General features: G+C 71.3%; 11 protein-coding genes. All 11 read left to right on the forward strand.

All coding sequences use genetic code 11. From position 1 onward, the window contains the following. The first annotated feature begins 8 nt into the window (after nt 1–8). The 11 genes from ACZ6N8_RS18775 to ACZ6N8_RS18825 all read left to right on the forward strand — a co-directional run bounded on the left by ACZ6N8_RS18775 (nt 9) and on the right by ACZ6N8_RS18825 (nt 19,795). Nucleotides 9–4,166 carry a type I polyketide synthase gene (locus ACZ6N8_RS18775; protein ID WP_466011449.1) on the forward strand — a complete coding sequence of 1,386 codons (4,158 nt, stop codon included), beginning with the start codon at nt 9–11 and terminating at the stop codon, nt 4,164–4,166. Next, entirely contained in the window at nt 4,163–5,377 is a 1,215-nt protein-coding gene (locus ACZ6N8_RS18780) for an MFS transporter (RefSeq protein WP_466011451.1), read from the forward strand. Before ACZ6N8_RS18775 ends, ACZ6N8_RS18780 begins: the two co-directional genes overlap by 4 nt. Then, nucleotides 5,374–8,832, forward strand: coding sequence for a non-ribosomal peptide synthetase (locus ACZ6N8_RS18785; protein ID WP_466011452.1), 3,459 nt, complete (start codon nt 5,374–5,376; stop codon nt 8,830–8,832). Before ACZ6N8_RS18780 ends, ACZ6N8_RS18785 begins: the two co-directional genes overlap by 4 nt. Beyond that, entirely contained in the window at nt 8,829–11,831 is a 3,003-nt protein-coding gene (locus ACZ6N8_RS18790) for a type I polyketide synthase (RefSeq protein ID WP_466011454.1), read from the forward strand. Before ACZ6N8_RS18785 ends, ACZ6N8_RS18790 begins: the two co-directional genes overlap by 4 nt. Then, on the forward strand, nt 11,828–12,601 hold the full coding sequence (locus ACZ6N8_RS18795; RefSeq protein WP_466011456.1) for a thioesterase II family protein: 774 nt from the start codon (nt 11,828–11,830) through the stop codon (nt 12,599–12,601). The genes ACZ6N8_RS18790 and ACZ6N8_RS18795 overlap by 4 nt, the downstream gene beginning before the upstream one ends. After that, nucleotides 12,598–14,706: an amino acid adenylation domain-containing protein gene (locus ACZ6N8_RS18800; protein ID WP_466011458.1), complete on the forward strand. Its 2,109-nt coding sequence runs from the start codon at nt 12,598–12,600 to the stop codon at nt 14,704–14,706. The genes ACZ6N8_RS18795 and ACZ6N8_RS18800 overlap by 4 nt, the downstream gene beginning before the upstream one ends. Before the next feature lie 141 nt (nt 14,707–14,847). Next, nucleotides 14,848–15,981, forward strand: coding sequence for a DegT/DnrJ/EryC1/StrS family aminotransferase (locus ACZ6N8_RS18805; protein ID WP_466011459.1), 1,134 nt, complete (start codon nt 14,848–14,850; stop codon nt 15,979–15,981). Between the two features lie 130 nt (nt 15,982–16,111). Beyond that, on the forward strand, nt 16,112–17,236 hold the full coding sequence (locus tag ACZ6N8_RS18810) for an FAD-dependent monooxygenase (protein WP_466011461.1): 1,125 nt from the start codon (nt 16,112–16,114) through the stop codon (nt 17,234–17,236). A gap of 43 nt (nt 17,237–17,279) precedes the next feature. Further along, the gene (locus ACZ6N8_RS18815) at nt 17,280–17,540 is read left to right on the forward strand and encodes a hypothetical protein (RefSeq protein WP_466011463.1); all 261 of its coding nucleotides are present in this window, start codon (nt 17,280–17,282) and stop codon (nt 17,538–17,540) included. A gap of 61 nt (nt 17,541–17,601) precedes the next feature. After that, nucleotides 17,602–18,492: a phytanoyl-CoA dioxygenase family protein gene (locus ACZ6N8_RS18820; protein ID WP_466011465.1), complete on the forward strand. Its 891-nt coding sequence runs from the start codon at nt 17,602–17,604 to the stop codon at nt 18,490–18,492. Nucleotides 18,493–18,574: 82 nt separating this feature from the next. Further along, nucleotides 18,575–19,795, forward strand: coding sequence for a nucleotide disphospho-sugar-binding domain-containing protein (locus tag ACZ6N8_RS18825; protein ID WP_466011467.1), 1,221 nt, complete (start codon nt 18,575–18,577; stop codon nt 19,793–19,795). The last annotated feature ends 3 nt before the right edge of the window (nt 19,796–19,798 follow it).

Below are 19,798 nucleotides of genomic sequence, written 5' to 3' on the forward strand. Positions count from 1 at the left end.
GAGAAGACATGACGGACAGCAGCAAGATCGCGATCGTCGGGCTCGCCGCCCGGGTTCCCGGCGCCGGCGGGGATCTCGAGCGGTTCTGGGCGAACCTGGAGGCCGGAACCGAGTCGGTGACCTTCTTCGAACCGCAGGAACTGGTGGCCCAAGGCGTACCGGCGCACCTGGTCGCCGATTCCCGGTTCGTGCCCGCCCGCGCGGCCCTCGACGGCATCGACCAGTTCGACGGTGAGCTGTTCGGCTACTCGCCCAATGAGAGTGCCCTGATGGATCCGCAGCAGCGGTTGTTGCTGGAGTGTGCCTGGGAGGCGCTGGAGAACTCCGGGAATGCTCCGGTCGCGGCCGACGGCGGGCGCACGGGCGTCTATGTCGGCACCGGCATGAACGTGTACCTGCTTGACAACGTGCTGCCGAACCAGCGGGCCGTCGACGCGGCCGGCGGCCTGCAACTGGTCATCGGCTCCGACAAGGACTACGCCGCGACCCGGATCGCCTACAAGCTCAACCTCCAGGGGCCGGGTGTCACCGTGCAGACTGCCTGCTCCACCTCGCTGGTGGCGGTCCATATGGCTGTGCAGAGCCTGCTGGCTCACGAGACGGACCTGGCGTTGGCGGGCGGCGCGTCGGTGGCCCCGCCGACCCGCCGCGGCTACGTCCACGAGCCCGGCGGCATCCTCTCCCCGGACGGGCACTGCCGGACCTTCGACGCGTCCGCCGAGGGCACGGTTCCTGGGGACGGCGCTGGGGTCGTGGTGCTCAAGCGGCTGGAGGACGCCCATCGAGACGGCGACACCGTGCACGCCGTCATTCTCGGCTCGGCGGTGAACAACGACGGGTCGCGCAAGGCCGGCTTCACCGCCCCCGGCGTTGGTGGCCAGGCCACCGCGGTGGCGGACGCACTGGACGTGGCCGAGGTTGCCCCGGGCGAGGTGGGACTCATCGAGGCGCACGGCACCGGCACCAAGCTGGGTGATCCCATCGAGGTGGCTGCGCTGCGTCAGGTCTTCGGCGGCGTCGCAGAGGCCTCCTGTGCGCTGACTGCGCTGAAGTCCGTGGTGGGCCATCTCGACGTCGCCGCTGGCGTCCTCAGCCTGATCAAGGTCGTGTTGGCGTTGCGCCACCGGGTGATTCCGCCGGTGGCCCATTTCAAGGGCGCGAATGAGCTGCTCGAGCTCGAGGGCTCGCCGTTCTTTGTGCCGGTCACCGCGGTCCCGTGGCAGCCGATTGCCGGCCGTCGCCGCGCTGGAGTCAGCTCGTTCGGTATCGGTGGCACGAACGCGCACGTGGTGCTGGAGGAGGCCGATCCGGAGCCGCTGGGGGAGGCGGTAAGCGGGAGCCAACTGCTCCTGGTCTCCGCCCGTACTCGGGAGGCGGCCGACGAAAGCCTGCGCCGCATCGCCGGCGCGCTGTCCGCCCAGCCGTCCGTGTCCCTGGCTGACGTGGCGCACACCCTGCGGGTCGGCCGCACCTGGCTGCCGTGGCGGGCCGCAGTCGTGGCGGACGACGCGGCGGATGCGGCAGACCGGCTACGCCGGGCGACGCCCCACGCGGTGGTACCGACCGGCCCGGTGGTGTTCGCCTTTCCGGGCCAGGGGTCGCAGCGGCCCGGCATGTACCGAGCCAACTACCACGCCGATGCGGTCTTCCGGGCCGTGATCGACGAGGGCGCGCAACAGTTCGCCGATGCCTGCGGGGTCGACCTGCGCGACGTGTTGTACAGCCCGGACGCCGCCGCCCACGAGGAGACGCTGCGCCGCACCGAGCTCGCGCAGCCGGCGATCTTCCTCACCGAACTCGCGGCGGCCCGAAGCCTCATCAGTCGGGGCGTCACGCCGGCGGCGATGGTCGGCCACAGCGTCGGCGAGATCGTCGCCGCCTGCCTCGCGGAGGTCCTCTCCCCGGCGGACGCGCTGGCGGTGGTGATCGAACGCGGCCGGCTCATGCAGCAGGCCCGGCCGGGCGTGATGCTGGCGGTGCTCGGCGATCCGGTGGTGGTGGCCCGCTCCCTCACAGACGGTGTGGAGTTCGCGGCCCGCAACTCCCCGAACTCGTCGGTGCTCTCCGGTGACACGGCGGCAATGCAGCGGGTGGAGCGATCGCTCCGCGCCGCGGGGCTGCCGTGCCGCCGGCTGCGTACCTCGCACGGCTTCCATTCGGCCGGCATGGCGGACGCCGCCGAGCAGTTCGCCACCTTCCTGAGCGGCTATCGGCTCGCCGCGCCGCGACTGCCCATCTACTCGACGCTCACCGGCGCGCCGCTTACCGACGACGAGGCCACCAGCGCCGCGTACTGGGGGCGTCAGCTGCGCGAGCCGGTCAACTTCACCGACGCCGTCACCCGACTGCGTGACGATCTCACGCCCGCGGCCTGGGTCGAGGTGGGACCGGGCGCAGCCTTGCGAGAGTTCATCCGCGAGCACGTTGCCCCCGAGGAGCAGGCCCGCGTCCTGTCCGTGGGTCGGCCGGGCACCGCCTCGGCCGACGACCACGCTCTGTTGCTGGGCGTGGTCGGTGAACTGTGGTCGGGCGGCCTCGCCGGTTCGTGGAGCGTCCAGCACGACCACGGACGACGACGCGTCCCACTGCCGACATACCCCTTCGCCCGTACCCGGCACTGGATCGAGGCCCCGCGACCGGCAGCCGTACCGACGGGTGACGCTCCGGCGCAAGCGATAGGAGAACCCGTGCCGCCGACTACCGAAGAGCCGACGCTGGCCGTCGAGAAGAGCCCGGCTCCGACCGCCGCCGATCCGGCGATCACGCTCGAACAGCTCTGGCGAGAGGTGCTCGGAGTCGACCAGGTCGGGCCGGACGATGACTTCTTCGAGCTGGGCGGCCACTCGCTTGCAGCCCTGCGGCTCAGCGGCCGGATCCGGGACGCGTTCGGGGTCGAGGTGGAGCTCGACCACTTCTTCGACGCGCCGACCTTCTCCGGCCTGGCCGGGTTCGTCGCCACGGCGCCCTGCGGCTCCACCGCCACGGTGCTGCCCTGGGCCGGCGCGGCGGCGGCGCTGGCCGCCGAGGTCGACCGCAAGCCGGTGCAAGTCGTTCAACGCCCGGCCCCGGTCGCGGCCGACCGACCCGAGCCCTCCGCGGTGCCGAGCACCAGCATCTACTTCTTCTCCTCACAGAACGACGACGCCGAGAAGGGGTACGACCTGGTTTTCGACGCCGTCCGGCTGGCGGACCGTCTCGGCTTCGAGGCGGTGTGGAGCCCTGAACGGCACTTCCACCCGTTCGGCGCTCTCTACCCCAACCCGGCAGTGCTCAACGCCGCACTCGCCGCGGCCACCGAGCGGATCGGACTGCGGGCGGGCAGCGTCGTGCTTCCGCTGCATCATCCCCTCCGCCTGGTCGAGGACTGGAGCGTCGTGGACCGCATCTCCCACGGCCGGGTGGGCATCTCCTTCGCGGCCGGGTTCCATCCCCTGGACTTCGTGCTGGCGCCGAAGCGGTTCCCCACCAGGCGGGAGACGTTCAAGCAGGACGTCGAGCTGATCCGGCACCTGTGGCGCGGAGGGGCACTGGAGAACGCGGAGGCCGGCGCGGGCCCGAGGGTGTCGGTGCAGCCGTATCCCGCCCGTTCCCAGGCCGAGCTGCCGGTGTGGTTGACCGCCTCGGCCAGCGACGAATCCTTCCGGCTCGCCGGCGAGGTGGGCGCGAACCTGTTGACCGCGTTGCTGGCGCTGACCCCGGTGCAGCTCGCTGCCAAGATCGATATCTACCGGCGGGCGCGGGCCGACTACGGGCACGATCCGATGGCCGGCAGGGTGACCCTCATGATCCACTCGTACGTCGGTGAGCCGCATGAGGACGTCAAGTCCGTCTGTGAGGCGCCCTTCCTGGCCTACCTGCGCAGTCACACCGAGTTGCTGGCCAGCCTCACCAAGGCGATGCCGGACGAGGAGCCCGATCTGCACGGAGCCTCCGAGCGCGACCGCGAAGCGATCATCCGTCGCTCCTACCACAGCTTCTACGCCAACCGCTCCCTGCTCGGCACACCCGAGGTGGTCGGGCGGCGCCTGCTCGAATTCGGCCGGATGGGAGTGAACGAGGTGGCCGCGCTGATCGACTTCGGCCTGCCGTACCACCGGGTGCTCGAGGGCGTGGAGCGGCTGGCCACGGTCCGGGAACAACTCGCCGCCAAGGAGGCGACTCGGTGATCAATGGGTCCTTCCGCCGTCTGCTGGCTGCCACGGGACTGTCTGATGCGGCCAACGGTGTCTTCACCGTCGCGGCGACCATCATCGCCAGCCAGGTGTCCCGCTCTCCGCTGGTCGTCGGCGCGGTGACCGTCGCGTCGACCCTGCCCTGGCTCGTGCTGGCGATCCCTGCCGGCATGCTGGCGGACTCCGTCGACCGCCGTCGTGCGATCACCGTCGCCAACGTCGTCCGTGGTCTGCTGATGCTCGCCCTGGCCGCCGCGCTGACGCTCGACCTGCCGGTGACCGTGCTGCTGATGGTGGTGGTGTTCGTGGTGGCCGCAGTGCAGACGGTGGTCGACACCGCCGCCGAGGCACTCATTCCGGACCTGGTGCCGAGCGCCGAGCTGACCCGCGCCAACGGGGCCATCTCCGTCTCCACCCGAATCTCCTACCAGTTCGCCGGGCCGCTCTTCGCCGGTGCGCTGATCGGCTTCGCGTTGGAGTTGCCGGCACTGGTGGCCGGCGTCGCCTGTCTCGCCGCAGCCCTCCTGTTGGGCCGGGCTGCCGCCCCGCAGCGGGTCGTTCCCACCAGCGCCGAGCCGCAGCGGGTGCACTTCCTCACCGGCCTGCGTACCATCGCCCACCACCCCATCCTGGCGACGGTGGTCGGCGTCGGGATGATCACCACCCTCGGCAACGCAGCCTTTCACACGGTCTTCGTTCTCTACGCCATCGACCCTGGCCCGCTCGGCCTCAGTCCGGCCGCCTATGGCCTGCTGATCGGCATGATCGGCGTCGGCGCGGCGCTGGGCTCCCTGCTCACCGCCCGCTTCGAGCGGCTGGTCACGCAGGAACATCTGCTCTGGCTCACCCGGGTCGGCTGGGCCACCGTCTTCGCCGCGCCGCTGCTCTTGACCGGCATCTGGCTCGGCCTGGCCATGGCGGTGGGCAGCGCCTTCGGTGGCATGTGGTCGGTACAGGCGATGTCGGTGCGGCAGCGCACCGTCTCTCGGCACGAACTCGGTCAGGTGGGCGGGGCATCCCGGATGATGTCGTACGGTGCCACACCGATCGGCGCCGCGCTCGGTGGCGTCGCGGGTGGCCTGCTGGACACCCGTGTCATCTTCGCCCTCTGCGCCGCGACCTCGCTGGTCACCATCCTGCCCATCCGGCGCTGGCTGTCGGCGCCGGCGATGGCCCGGGCCGAACAGCAGGTGGTGGCGGCGTGAGCGGCATCATGTCACCGGTCACCGGTACGGCCGGCGGGCACGGCGGGACGCCGCCCCGGCTCGACGACTGGCTGCCCCACATCGCCGACGTGCTGGGCGTTGCCGCGTCACCGCTGGCGACCCAGGTGACCGAACGTTCCTTCGTCGCGCTCGGCGGCACCTCGCTGCAGGCGATCGCACTCTCCGCACTCGGCGAGCGTCACCTGGCCCGGCGTCCGGACGTCCCCCGACTGCTGGGCGATGAACCGGTCGGCAATGTACTAACCGCCGCCCGGGCCTGCGTCCCTTGTGGCGATGCGACGGCACCCGCCGATCCGGGGGTGCGTCCCCTGCTGCCCGCCCAGCGCCCGATGCTGGCGGCTCACCTCGCCGGCCGGGACCGGCCCTACCACCTGCTCTTCACCCTGGACGTACCGATCCCCCTCGACGCGGACCGGGTGCGCGCAGCGCTCGACGCTCTGGTGCGTCGGCACGAGTCACTGCGGACGATGTTCGTCTCCGACGAGCGCGGTCCCGAACGGCTCGTGCTCGCCCCGACTCACCAGCCCCGGCTGGTCTTCGCCGAGTACGAGGGGGGCGACCCTGTCACTGTGGTGCACCACCGGTACGCGGCGAGCAGTGCGGCGCTGCTACGCCCCTTCGAACGGCCCCCAGTACTGTTCGTGTTGACAGCTACCGCCACCGGCAGCCTGCTGACCATGCTTGCGCACCACGTCCTGCTGGACGGCTGGAGCGTGGGTCTGCTCTGGCGCGAGTTCGCTCGGCTCTACGACGAGGGCCCCGGCGCTCTTGGTGGCAGCGCCCCGCCGGCCGATCGGATCGCCGACCGGCTGGCCGAGGTGGCCGCGTCGGGCGAGCTGGGCGACGCGCTGGAGCGAGCGAGGCGACGCCTCGGGAATGCTGCCGACGTCCTCGTCCTCCCCACCGACCTGCCACGACCGGCTGACCCCGACGACGCGGGCGCGCGGCTGGTGTTCACGCTGGCCGCCCCGGCAGCCGAGGCGGCGACGACCGTTGCCCGCCGATGCGCCGTCACCCTGCCCACGGTGCTCGCCGCCGCGTGGTCACTGGTTGTGGCCCGTCGTGCCGGCGTAAAGGACCTGCTGCTCGCCATGCCCTTCGCCGGGCGCTCCACCGCCGAGCTGGCCGCGGTCGTGGGGCTGTGCACCCGGGTCGTGCCGGTGCGGTCCTACATCGACGACGACGCCACTACCGACGGCTGGATCCGTACGGTGGGTGCGGCCCTGCGGGCGGCGGGTGACGATGCGGAGATCCCGTTCGACCAGCTCGTCGAGGCGACCGGCGTCCCGATCGACCCAACTCGCAATCCGCTCGTGCAGGTCGGCTTCGCCGCGCACCACGAGCTGGTGCCGGCAGACGTGACGATCGGGGGCGTGTCGGCGCGGATCGACGAGGGCCACGGCCGCGGGTCGGCCTTCGACGCGTTGCTCTATCTGCAACAGTGGCAGCCGCAGGCCCTGTTCGCCCTGGAGTACCGGACCGGAGTGCTGACGCCCGCCGAGGCCGCTGACCTGGCCGACTCGTTCCAGACCGCCCTCACCGAGCTGGCCGGGCCGGGGGAGCAACCCCTGTCGGCGGTGCGGACCGTCTCCCCGCGTCAGGCCGAACTCGCTCACGCCCTGGGCGGCGGAGCGGCGAAGGCAACGGACGACGACCTGTGGCGGGCATTCGAGCGGCACGCTCTGGACACTCCCGACCGGCCGGCGGTGACCGATCGTGCCGCCGGGATCCAGCTGACCTACCGGCAGCTCCACGATCTCGCGCAGGAGCAGTCCCGGCGCCTGGTCGAGTTGGGCGTGCGACCCGGCGACCGGGTGGTCGTCGACCTGCCCCGTTCCAGCGGCGAGGCGGTCGCCGTGCTGGCGGTGCTGCGCGCTGGCGCCGCGTACGTGGCCGTTGAGGCAGCGGCCGGGCCGCAGGGTCGGGACCGGGTGCTGGCGGCAGTGCAGGCTCGGGTGCGGATCGCCGACGGTGACGGCGCCGGTTGGCCGGGTACCCAGATGTGTCCGCTGGTGGACCTCCACGCGCCACCGTCCGCGGCGCCGTCCGCACTGCCGGCCGGTCCGGTCGATCCCGGACGGGCGGCGTACGTCTCCTTCACCTCCGGGTCGACCGGCTTTCCCAAGGGGGTCGTCGTGCCGCACCGGGCGGTGCTGCGGCTGGCCCGGGACAGCGATCTCTTCGCCCCCGCCGAGCGGGTACGGATGCTGCGGATGGCGCCGCTGGCCTTCGACGCGTCGACCCTGGAGCTGTTGGTACCCCTGACCACGGGCGCTGCGGTCGAGGTGTTCCCCCCGCACGACCCATCGCCGAACGAACTGGCCGCCTTCCTGGCCGAGGCCGTCGTGACGCACGCGTGGCTCACCTCCGGGCTGTTCCACCTGGTCGCCGACCATCGCCCCGATGGCTTCCGTCCGCTGCGCCAGATCTTCACCGGCGGCGGCGTGGTTTCCGCCTCGCATGTGCGCCGGGTGCTGCGCGCCTGCCCCGACCTGCGGGTCACCAATGGGTACGGGCCGACGGAAAACACCACCTTCACCACCGTGCACCACATCGACGGGCTGGACCAGGTCCAGCGGGACGTGCCCATCGGCCGGCCGGTCGCCGGCACCCGGCTGTGGGTCATGGACGACCGGGGCGCCCCGCTGCCGCCCGGCGCGATGGGTGAGCTGCACGTGGCTGGCGTCGGTCTCGCCGAGGGGTACCTGGCCGACCCGGACGGCACCGCCCGCGCGTTCGGTGAGCGGGCGGCAGTCGGCGAGCGCACCTATCGGACCGGGGACCTGGTGCGGTGGGACGGGGACAAGCGGCTGCGGTTCCTCGGCCGGACCGACCGGCAGGTCAAGATTGCCGGGCATCGGGTGTCCCTGGCGGAGATCGAGGAGTCGATCCGCGCGTTCGGCGATGTCCTCGACGCGGTGGTCTTCCTCGACGAGACCGTCGGCCGGCAGCGACTGACCGCGGCGGTGAAGACGATTGTCCCCGCCCCGGATCTGGCGGCGCTACGCGAGCGGGTGACTGTGGGACTCGCCCCGCCGGCCCGGCCACAACGGTGGCTCGCTGTCCCGGAATTTCCGCTGACCCGCAACGGCAAGGTCGACCTGGCCGCGCTCGCCGCGGTGCCGGAGCCCGACACGACCTCAGCTGAGGTCCCCCGGTCTGCGCCGTCGACAGATGGTGACCCGGACGCCACGGCCCGGCTGGAAGAGCTGGTGACCGAGGTGTGGACGGCGGTGCTCGGCACCGACGACTTCGACCCGGACGAGGCATTCTTCGACGTCGGCGGCGACTCCCTCCAACTCGCGCTCGTCCGCAACGAACTCCGCGACAAGCTGGGCGGGCTGGCGTTGCCGCTGACCGACCTGTACCGCTTCCCGACGGTCCGGGCGCTCGCCGGGTACCTGGCCGCGACCACCTTCCGGAGCACGGCATGACCGTCCGCGACCACGACATCGCCATCGTCGGCCTGGCTGGCCGGTTCCCCGGGGCCAACGACGTATGGCAGCTCTGGGACAACCTCGCCTCCGGTCGGGTCACGATCACCACCCTCAGCGCGGAGCAGCTCGCCGCGGCCGGGGTGCCGACGGCGGAGAGCAGCGATCCGGCCTACGTCCCGGCGCGCGGCGTCGTCACGGACGCCGAGCTCTTCGACGCAGACTTCTTTGGTATGACAGCCCGGGAGGCGGCGCTGACCGACCCGCAGCACCGGCTCTTGCTTCAGACCGCCTGGGAAGCGCTGGAGGACGCCGGCCTGGCCGGGGAACGGTCGTTCGGGCGGGTCGGGGTCTTCGCCGGCGCCGGACTCAATTACTACCTGCTCCACAATGTGCTTCCGGCGTCGGAGGTGGTGCGCTCGCAGGGCCTGTTGGCGGTGGTGCTCGGCAACGAGAAGGACCACCTGGCCGCGAAGGTGGCGTACCGGCTGGATCTGACGGGTCCGGCAGTCACCGTGCAGAGCGCCTGCTCCACCTCGCTGCTCGCGGTCCACCTTGCCTGTCAGAGCCTGCGAGCCGGGGACAGCGACGTGGCCCTCGCCGGAGGCGCCTGCGTCGCACAGCCTCAACATTCCGGGTACCTGTACGAGACCAACGGCATCATGTCGCCGGACGGGGTGTGCCGCCCCTTCGACGCCGACGCCGCGGGCACCGTGCCCGGCAACGGCGTCGCTCTGGTCGCGCTGAAGCGGCTCGCCGACGCGGTGCGCGACGGCGACGACGTGTACGCGGTGATCAAGGGATCGGCGGTGAACAATGACGGCGGCAACAAGGTCGGGTATACCGCTCCCGGCGTTCACGGGCAGCTCGACGTGCTGCGCCGCGCCTACGCCGACGCGGGGATCAGCGCTGCCGAGGTGAACTACCTGGAGGCGCACGGTACGGCGACCGAGGTCGGCGACGCCATCGAGGTCGCCGCGTTGACCGAGATCTTCCGTGCGCAGGGCGCTGCGGCGGGAACGGTCTCGATCGGCTCGGTGAAGGCGAACATCGGTCACCTGGACGCCGCCGCCGGCGTGACCGGCCTGGTCAAGGCGGCCCTCGCGCTGCGTCACCGATGGATGCCCCCGCTGCCCGGCCTCCGCAAGGTCGGGCACGGCATCGGCGAGGGAACCAGCCCGTTCGTCGTTGACGAGGCCGGTCGGGCCTGGCCGGCAGTCGACGGACGACCGCGGCGGGCCGCGGTGAGTTCGTTCGGTCTCGGCGGCACGAACGTGCACGTGGTGCTGGAGGAGGCCCCGGCCGCAGCTCGCGACGAGGAGAACTGTCTGCCGGCGACCCGACCCACGCCTGTCGTTCTGCCGGTGTCCGGACGTACCCCGGCCGCGGTGGCCGCCGCGAGCGAGCGACTGGCCGACCACCTGCGCGCGCAGCCGGACGTCCTGATGAGCGACGTGGCGTACACGTTGCAGAGTCGACGACGGCCGTTCCGGCACCGGCGGGCCGTCGTCGCCCACACCCTGTCCGAGGCGGCCGATCTGCTCGTCGCACCGGCTGAAGGCACACCCGCCGGCCGCCCTCGGCTGGTCTTTCTCTTCCCAGGGCAGGGCTCCGAGTTCGCCGGCATGGCCGCTGGGGCGTACGAGCTGTCTGCCACGTTCAGGGTCGACGTGGATCGGGGAGCCGAGGCGCTGAGGCCGGTGCTCGGGATGGACCTGCGCGATCTGCTGCTGGTCGACTCCGCTGACGGGAGCCTGCAACGTACCGACCTCACCCAACCCGCGCTGCTGCTTTACGAGTATGCGCTCGGCCGGTTGCTGGTGTCCTGGGGTCTGCGGCCCGCCGCCGTTCTGGGGCACTCGGTGGGCGAGTTCGCCGCCGCGGCACTGGCTCGGGAGATCGGCTTCGTCGACGCGCTGCGTCTGGTGGCCGAGCGCGGCCGGTTGATGCAGCAGAGTGCGCCCGGCGCGATGACGATCGTGCAGGCCGACGAGGAAACCGTTCGCGGGTATCTCGCAGATCTGGACCTGGACATTGCCGCGGTGAATGCGCCCGATGTGGTCGTCGTCTCCGGCGAATCCGCCCACGTGGACCGGTTCGAGCAGCGGTTGGCCGGCACCGACGTGCCGGTGCGACGCCTACCCGCGCAGCGGGCCTTCCACTCCCGACTGGTCGAGAGCGCCGCTGACACACTGCGGCGTGCCGCGACCGCCACTCCGCACCGGCCGCGGCGCCTTGAAGTCATCGACGCGGTGGACGCGACTCTGCTGCCGGTGGGGTCCGTCCGGGATCCGGAGCACTGGGCGCGGCAGGCGCGGCGACCGGTGCGCTTCGGCGCCGCCGTGCGGCGCGCGGTCGCTGAACCCGGCACGGTGCTGGTGGAGGTCGGTCCAGGCCGGGCGCTCCGCTCGGCCTCGCGTCGGGTGCCGGAGGCTGCCAACACCCTCACCGTGGCACTGCAGCCGGAGCGCGAGCCGGGAAGCGGGGCGGAGCTTTTGCTGGCTGGCGTGGGGCAGCTGTGGGCGGCAGGCGCGCCCGTGGATTGGGCGGCCATGCGGTCGCCGCGGCCGCACCGACCCGTTCGCCTGCCCGGCTACCGATTCGCCCGAGAGCGGCACTGGATCGATCCGCAGACCCGCGACACAGTGGAGGCTCCTGCGTCCGAGGGCCGGTCGCCGGTGCATCCGGAGCCGGCGCGGAACGGTTCCACGACGAACGGCTCGGACACCACCCGTGATCCGGCCGATCCGATGCCGCCGGACGAGGTGTTCGACGAGGTCGCCGCCGTGTGGCAGGACCTGCTCGGTCAGGCCGGGCTCATCGGAGACGCCGACTTCTTCGTCCTGGGTGGCGAGTCCTTGCTCTTCATCAGGATGATCAACCGAGTGCAGCGACGCTTCGGCGTACGGGTCGACCTGGCCCGCCTCGCGGGCACCGCGACCCTTGGCGACGTCGTACAGGCCGTACGAGACGCCCAGGTGAAGGAGGGCGGCCGATGAGCACCGAACGTGCTGTGCTGGTCGCCGATCGGGAGCACGGGACGGAGCCGACGGCGACGGAGTTGACCCTGGTCTGCGTTCCGCACGCGGGGGCCAGCGCGGTGGCCTTCCGCCCCTGGGTGAGGGCCTTCGTCGGCACCGGGGTGGCCGTACGCCCCGTGCAATGGGCGCCCTACCCGGGCCTGCATCCGGGGCAGGATCTCGTCGGCTCCCGCACCCTGCTGGTTCGGGCGGCGGCGCTCGGCGCCGAGCTGCGCCGGATGACCGGTCCGTACGTGCTGCTGGGACACAGTTTCGGCGCGGCGGTGGCGACCGAGGTGGTCCGGCTGCTGGCGGACGACGGCGGTCCGCTTCCGCGCCGGCTGGTGCTCTGCGGCGCGGCGCCGCCCGGGCAGGGCGGGTGGCGGCGGCGGGGGCTGGCAGGTGCGCCGGACGAGGATGTGATCGCCTTCCTGCGGCTGCTCAACGGGACGCCTGAGGAGACATTGCGCGATCCGGAGGTGCGGCCGATCCTGCTGGCGCTGGTGCGCCGGGACCTCGCCCTGCTCGAGGCGTACCAGCCGACCCAAGCCGGGCCGCTGCCCTGCCAGGTGTCGATCTACGGCGGTCGTGCCGATCCCGCGGTGCCGGTGCGGGAGCTGATCGGATGGCGGGACGTCGCCGCCGAGGCCCGCGTCCGGCTCTTTGACGGGGGGCACTTCTTCCTGCACGAGAACTTGCCCGCGCTCCGCGAGGCGTTGTTGGCTGACTGCCTTACGGAGGCGTCGTGAAGACGTCACCGAAGGTGGATCTCGAAGAACACCAGCTCACCATGCTGGGTGGACTGGCTCACCGGTACGGGCTCACCCTCGCGGACGCGCTCGGCGCGGTCGGCGCCGTGCTGATTCACCGGTTGATCGGCCTGTCCCGGGTCACGGTGGCGGTGGGCGCGGCGGCCCCCCGGTCCGTTCCGCTGACATCCGGGACGACCTTCACCGAGGTGCTGGTCGCGCTCGCTGCGGCGCCCTCGGCGCTGGTTGGCGGCGGGTCGCCCGTTCCGGACGTGGCGGTAGCGGTATCCGGCACGCAGGCCCCTACAGCACATCGGCTACTGGGGCTGGGGCAGGCTCCGGCTGATGGGGGCCGCACACTCGTGGCCCGGATTTCCGCGGACCCGACGCAGCACCCGGCCCTGGTCCCCCATCTGCTCGCCGAACGCCTTTCGGTGCTGCTCGCGGCGCTGCTCTCGGCCCCGCAGGCGAAGATCGCGGCGGCGGAGGTGACCGGCCCGGGCGAGCGGCGGTTGCTGGCGTCCTTCCGGGGCGCTGAGAGTGAGGTTCCCGACGTCCCGGTCCCCGAGTTGATCCGTCGCCGGGCGCTGGCCCACCCCGAACGGGTCGCGCTGTCGAGCGGATCCGACCAGCTGACCTACGGCGAGTTCCTGGACCGCGCCGCGGCCACGGCGGCTCGGCTGGCCGCGGTCGGTGTCGGCCGGGGGGACGTGGTCGGGCTCTGTGCCGAGCGGGGACTGGACTTCGTCGTCACCGTCCTCGGCATCATGCTCTCCGGTGCCGCGTACCTACCGTTGGACCCGGCCCACCCGGGTCGTCGGCTGGCGGGGATGACCCGCACGGCAGGCGTGAAGGCCGTGCTGGCCAGCCGGGCCGGGACGGCGACCCTGGCCGGGGAGGACGTCCCGCCGTTGCTGACTCTGCGGGGCGACGGTGAACCGGGCGCTCCGGCATGGGACTGGCGTACCGACATCGCGCCGGTCGAGGGCGGCGACCTGGCGTACGTCATCTTCACGTCCGGGTCGACCGGCCAGCCAAAGGGCGTGGAGATGGAGCACGCCGCGCTGACCAACCGGCTGGCGTGGATGCAGGACGCCTACCGGCTGGCCGCCGACGACGTCGTACTGCACAAGACCCCGGCCACGTTCGATGTGTCGGTCTGGGAGTTGCTCTGGCCGTTCATGTACGGGGCGCGCCAGGTGGTGGCATCCCCGGATGTGCACCGGGACGCCGCAGCCATGGTCGAGCTCATCCGGCGCGAACGGGTGACCACCATCCACTTCGTCCCAACCATGCTGACGCTCTTCCTCGCCGAGCCCGACGTCGGTGAGTGCGTCTCCCTGCGCCGCGTCATATGCAGCGGTGAGCCTCTGCCACCAACGGCGGTCAATCGGCTGAGCGACGTACTCCCGGTCGAGGTGCACAACCTCTACGGCCCGACGGAGGCGGCCATCGACGTCACCGCCTGGCGGTGCCGGCGTCCAGAACCGGAGGCCGTCGTGCCGATCGGCGCACCCATCGCCAATGTGGTGGTGCACGTCCTGGACGAGCGGGGCAGCCTGGTGCCGATCGGGGTGCCGGGGGAGATGTACCTGGGTGGGCGCTGCCTGGCCCGTGGCTATGCCGGGAGTCCGACGCTGACGACCGATCGGTTCGACGTGCGGTCGATCGACGGCCGGACCGAGCGTCTCTACCGCACCGGTGACCTGGCGTGGTGGGATCCGGGGGGTCAGCTTCGCTTCGTGGGGCGGATCGACGACCAAATCAAGATTCGGGGCCAGCGGATCGAACCGGGGGAGATCGAGGCGACGCTGCGCGAGCATCCGTCGGTGTCCGCCGCGGTGGTCGCCGTGCGGCGGCGCGGCCCGGGCGCTGAGATGCTGCTCGGTTACGTCGTGCCGGTGGGTGACCGCAGGCCGGAGGAGGCCGACGAGCGGGAGCTCCGTGCATTCCTCGCAGCCCGGCTGCCCGACTACATGGTCCCCGCGAGGATCGTGCCGATTGCCGCGCTGCCGTTCACGGCCAGCGGAAAGGTGGACCGACACGGGCTGCCGGAGCCACCGCCGCGTCGTCGGACGGCCCGGGGGGAGCCGCCGACCGGGTGACACGGGACTGCCCTTTCAGATGAAGATCGATACACTGGCATAGAAGCCGATCTTGCGCAGATCGATGGCAGCGCCGTGTCCGAGTCCACTGTGGATCGGCGCGCGAGATGGCCGCACGGCTCAGTAAACATGGGGGAAAGCGTGATTCCACTGTTCAAGGTCGCCATGTCCGACGAGGCTGGAAAGCTCGTCAACGACGTACTCTCCAGCGGGTTCATCGGGCAGGGACCTCGCGTCGAGGAGTTCGAGGAGGCGCTGCGTTCCCGGCTGCGGCACACTCACCTGGCCACCGTCAACAGCGCGACCTCGGGCCTGCACCTGGCCCTGCACATGGTGGCCGGGTCGCGGCCGGGTCGCCTCGGTGACGACACGCCTGGCGAGGTCTTGACCACACCGATGACCTGTACGGCCACCAACTGGCCGATCTTGGCGAATGGTCTGCGCCTGCGTTGGGTGGATGTCGATCCGGCGAACCTCAACATCGACCTGGACGACCTTGCCCGCAAGATCTCTCCGGCCACCCGGGCGATCGTGGTGGTGCACTGGGCCGGTTACCCGGTTGACCTCGACCGCCTGGCCCGCATCCTTGACGAGGCCGAGGCGACGTTCGGGTTCCGGCCCGTGGTGATCGAGGACTGTGCCCACGGCTGGGGATCGACGTACCGAGGCGCCGCCCTGGGCACCCACGGAAACATCGGCGTCTACAGCTTCCAAGCCATCAAGCATCTGACCAGCGGTGACGGCGGGTTGATGACCTTCCCGGACGCGGAGATGACGGAGCGGGCCCGACTGTTGCGTTGGTTCGGCATCGACCGGACCAAGGGTGAGAGCTTCCGTTGCGCGCTCGACATCCCTGAGTACGGATACAAGTTCCACATGAACGACATCAACGCCGCGATCGGCCTTGCCAATCTTCCCGAGGTCGACGCGCTGGTCCAGCGGCACAAGGCGAACGCGGCCCACTACGACACGGCACTGGCTGACGTGCCCGGCCTGCGCCTGCTGGAGCGGGCCGAGGGCCACGACTCGGCGTGCTGGATCTACACGCTGCTGGTCGAGCGGCGCGATGACTTCATCCGTCACCTTGCCGACGCGGGCATCGCGGCGAGCATGGTGCACCAGCGCAACGACGTGCACAGTGCCGTGGCCGAATACCGCGCGCTCCTGCCCGGCCTGGACTCGGTGGCCGACCGGATGGTCTCGATCCCGGTCGGCTGGTGGCTCTCCGAGGCCGACCGCGACCGGATCGTCACGGTCGTCCGCGCCGGTTGGTGACAGGCCTTCCTCAGCAGCTAACCGGCCGCCCGGTCCACCACCTGGCGAGGCATTGTGCCGCGCCGGCCGGTGCGGCCGGCGATGCGGCGGCGCACCGGTGACGGCCCGCCCCGGGAAGGGACAGCACACAGTGAACCATGACGTTCTTGTCGTCGGCGCGGGCATCTCCGGCCTCACGGTCGCCGACCGGCTGCGCGGCCTGGGTCTGCGGGTCGACGTCGTCGAGCGCAGCGCCGGGCCGCGACCGGCGGGTGCGGGGATCATGCTTCATCCGAACGCGCTGCGGTACCTGACCCAGGTGAGCCTCGCGCTGACGACAGTCGGCGCGCACGTCGCCGCGCAGTTGACCTTCGACGTCGAGGGGCGGACGAGCCGCATCGACTGGGCATCGGTATGGGGGCCCGGCCGCCTGCCGGTGGCGATCCAGCGCCGTCGGTTGACCGACCTGCTGTTGACACGGGTGCCTCCGGAGACGGTGCGTTGGTCGACCGTGCCGTTACACCTGGTGGACGAGGGGGACGGTGTCCGGGTGGATTTCCCGAGCGGCCCCCGGCGCTACCGGCTCGTGATCGGCGCCGACGGGGTCAACTCCTGGGTGCGCCGCTTCGTCGCCCCCGATGTGTGGCCCCACTATCTGGGCCAGACCTACTGGCGCACCACAGTGCCCTGCGCGGCGCCGCTTGACTTCCCGGAGTGGCGCGTGTGGCGCGGCGGGGGCCACTTCTTCGGGGCGATGCCTGTCGGTGAGGCGCGCTACCACGTCTTCCTGCAGGCCGCACTGCGTGAGCCGCACACAGTCGACCCCGCCCATGCCGAGCCGGAGATGCGCGCTCGGGCCGGGGCGATCAGTCCCGAGGTCAGGAGGCTGCTGAAAGAGGTCAACCTGGGCGAGGTGACCGTTCGGCCAGCATTCGGGCTCACGTCACACCGGCTGGCCCTCGGTCGGGTGGCCATACTCGGCGACGCGGCGCATGCCGTGCCGCCGTCGACCACGCAGGGAGGCGGGTTGGCCATCGAGGACGGTGCGGTGCTGGCAGACGAGATCGCACGGCACGGTTCGGGTCCGGAGGCGTTGACGGCGTACCAGGAGCGCCGCCTGCCCCGCCTGAAGGCGTTCGTGAAGCACGCCAGGCTGCACGCCGCCTTGATGGAGTCGGTGCAGAGCCGACCGTCGGCGCGCTCGGGAGCGGGCGACACGGTCGACACGGCGCCCTGGTTCCGCAGGCTCTACAGGCCCCTGCTCGACCCCGCCTAGCCGGCACCCAACCACCACACACGCTCCAACCGGGAGGTACGCAATGTCCGAGGAAGAGTTTTACCGCAGGTTCATCGCGCTGCTGGAGGAGATCCGACCGATGCCGGGTCTGAATGATCTGCAACCGGATACCCACCTGTGGGCCGCCGGGTATCTCGACTCGCTGTCCCTGCTCGAGGTGATCTCCCTCCTTGAGGAGTTGGCGGGTCAAGAGCTGGAACTCAGCGGCAACTTCCTGCCCACGTTCTTCACGATGCGCAGCATCTACCAGAACCACCTTGCCCAGGACCGCGCCCGAGCATGACCGGCGGACGGTCCGGCGACGTTGGACGCCGGCCCGGGGGCACAGCTACGAGGAGGTGCAGATGACCATGTCCATGCAGTCGGACTTCGTCCGACCCGACCCCGACGAGCGCAAGCTGCAGTTCGTGCCCGCATCCGAGGAGGCGACCCAGACCCTCACTCCCGGGCAGATACGCAGGTACAACGAGGACGGCATCGTAGGTCCGTTACCGGTCCTGGACGCGGAGCGGACCAGGGAGGTGTCGCGCTACATCACCGACATGGTGGACGGTGTGGTCAGCGCCAAGGACTCCCGCGACTCGTACTCGATCAACGCGTACCACCTGGCCTGCCGCGGGCTGTACGACCTGATCCTGACCCCCACTCTTCTGGATTATGTCCAGGACATCATCGGCCCGGACTTCGTGTGCTGGGGCACCACCGTCTTCTGCAAGCTGCCTGGTGACCCTAAGGAGGTCGTCCTGCACCAGGACGCCGCCTACTGGCCGTTCACCCCGACCCGGACGGTGACGGCTTGGCTGGCGATCGACGACGTCGATGAGGAGAACAGTGCGATGCAGGTGGTCAAGGGCAGCCACCTACAGGGCGCGTTGGACCACGAGGACCTGCCGCTGGACGGCACCCGTGTGGCCAAGCGGCAGGTCCTTGGTGCCACTGGCTACGCGGAGCGGTACGTGAACAGGCTTGCCGCCGGTGAGGCCTCGCTCCACTCCGACCTCCTGCTGCATGGTTCCCCGCCGAACCGGTCCAACCGCCGCCGCACCGGCCTGACCCTGCGTTACGCCGCGGCCGAGGTGCAGACGTTGCCCGGCTGGGAGTGGTGGTACGGGGGCGCCGTGCACTGCCGAGGCAGCATTCCGTCCTGGTGGCCCAATCGTCGTCGGCCCAGAGGCGAGCACCCGGACCTGATGCCGGCGCTGACCGGCGCCGGCCGGATCCCCGCCGCCGACTGACCCCGATCCGGGCGGTCCGCCCACCCTCCCGGCACTCCGTGCCGGCAGGGTGGGCGGGGCACCCACACCATCAGGAGAAGCCATGCGCGTAATGTTCGTGCTCGAGAGCGGTTTTGGCCACCTCTATCCGATCGTGCCGCTGGCTCGGGCGCTCGAACGCGCCGGCCACGCTGTAGCCGCCGCGGTCCCGACGCACTTCGCCGCCGAGGTCCGCTCCGTGGGGCTGACGCCTGTTCCGCTGGATGCGCCAGGACTAGCCGGTCCGACTGAGGCGTACAAGGCCGCGCAGAGCCGTCGACTTCCGATCGAGCGTGGGCGTGCCGCGCTGGAGCGCTACCTGGACAACGCCGTCGCGCAGGTGCCGGCACTGCGGGGTGCGGTCGACGAGTTCCGACCAGACCTCCTCGTCCGCGAGACGACCGCGTTGGCCGGTTGGCTGGTCGGTGGGCTGACTGGCCTCCCGGTTGCGGTCTTCGACTTCGCGCCGACCCCGCCGAAGCTCCTCGCCGCAACCGCGGGAGACCTCTACGCGCGTTCCCGGTCGGCGGTCGGGCTCACGCCGGATCCGATGCTGCGGACACTGCACGGCGGGCTGCACCTGGTGGCCGGCCCCCCCGGCTGGTATCCGGTCTCGGTATTCGGCCCGACGACCCATCTCTTCCGGCCCCCGGCGGACGCGGTGCGCGCCACGCGGGCGCCGGACTGGTTGGCCCACCGACGACCTGACCGGCCGTTCGTGTACGTCACCCTGGGAACCCTGTTCAATACCACTCCGGGCCTGTTCCGGACCATCTTCGAAGCGCTGGAGTCCGAGCCCATGCACGTACTGGCCACTGTCGGAGCGCATGTCGACCCCGCGTCGCTTGGACCGGTACCGGCCACCGTTCGACTGGAACGCTTCGTTCCCCAGGCCGATGTCCTGCCCCACGTGGACGCCATGGTCGCCCACGGCGGTTACGGGACGTTGATGGGCGCACTGCGTCACGGCGTACCGGTGGTGTGCCTGCCGCTGGGGGCATCCGACGACAGCCCGAACGCCGCCCGGCTGGAAGCCCTCGGCGCGGGTGTCGCGCTCGACGAGTCGCACCGTTCCGTCCAAGACATCGCGGAAGCAATCCGGGCGGTGCTCGTCGACCCCGCCTACGCCACCGCCGCCCGTCGTACCGCGGCTGAGATCCACCGCCTGCCCGCTTTCGAGACCGCCGCGGGGCTGTTGGAGAGATTGGCCGCCGACGGGCAGCCGGTCAGCGCATTTTCCGATCGGGAAGCGGCGACCGCCCCGGTCACCGGCGTCGGTCGCTGAGAC

Source organism: Micromonospora sp. NPDC047521 (genome assembly GCF_055587305.1).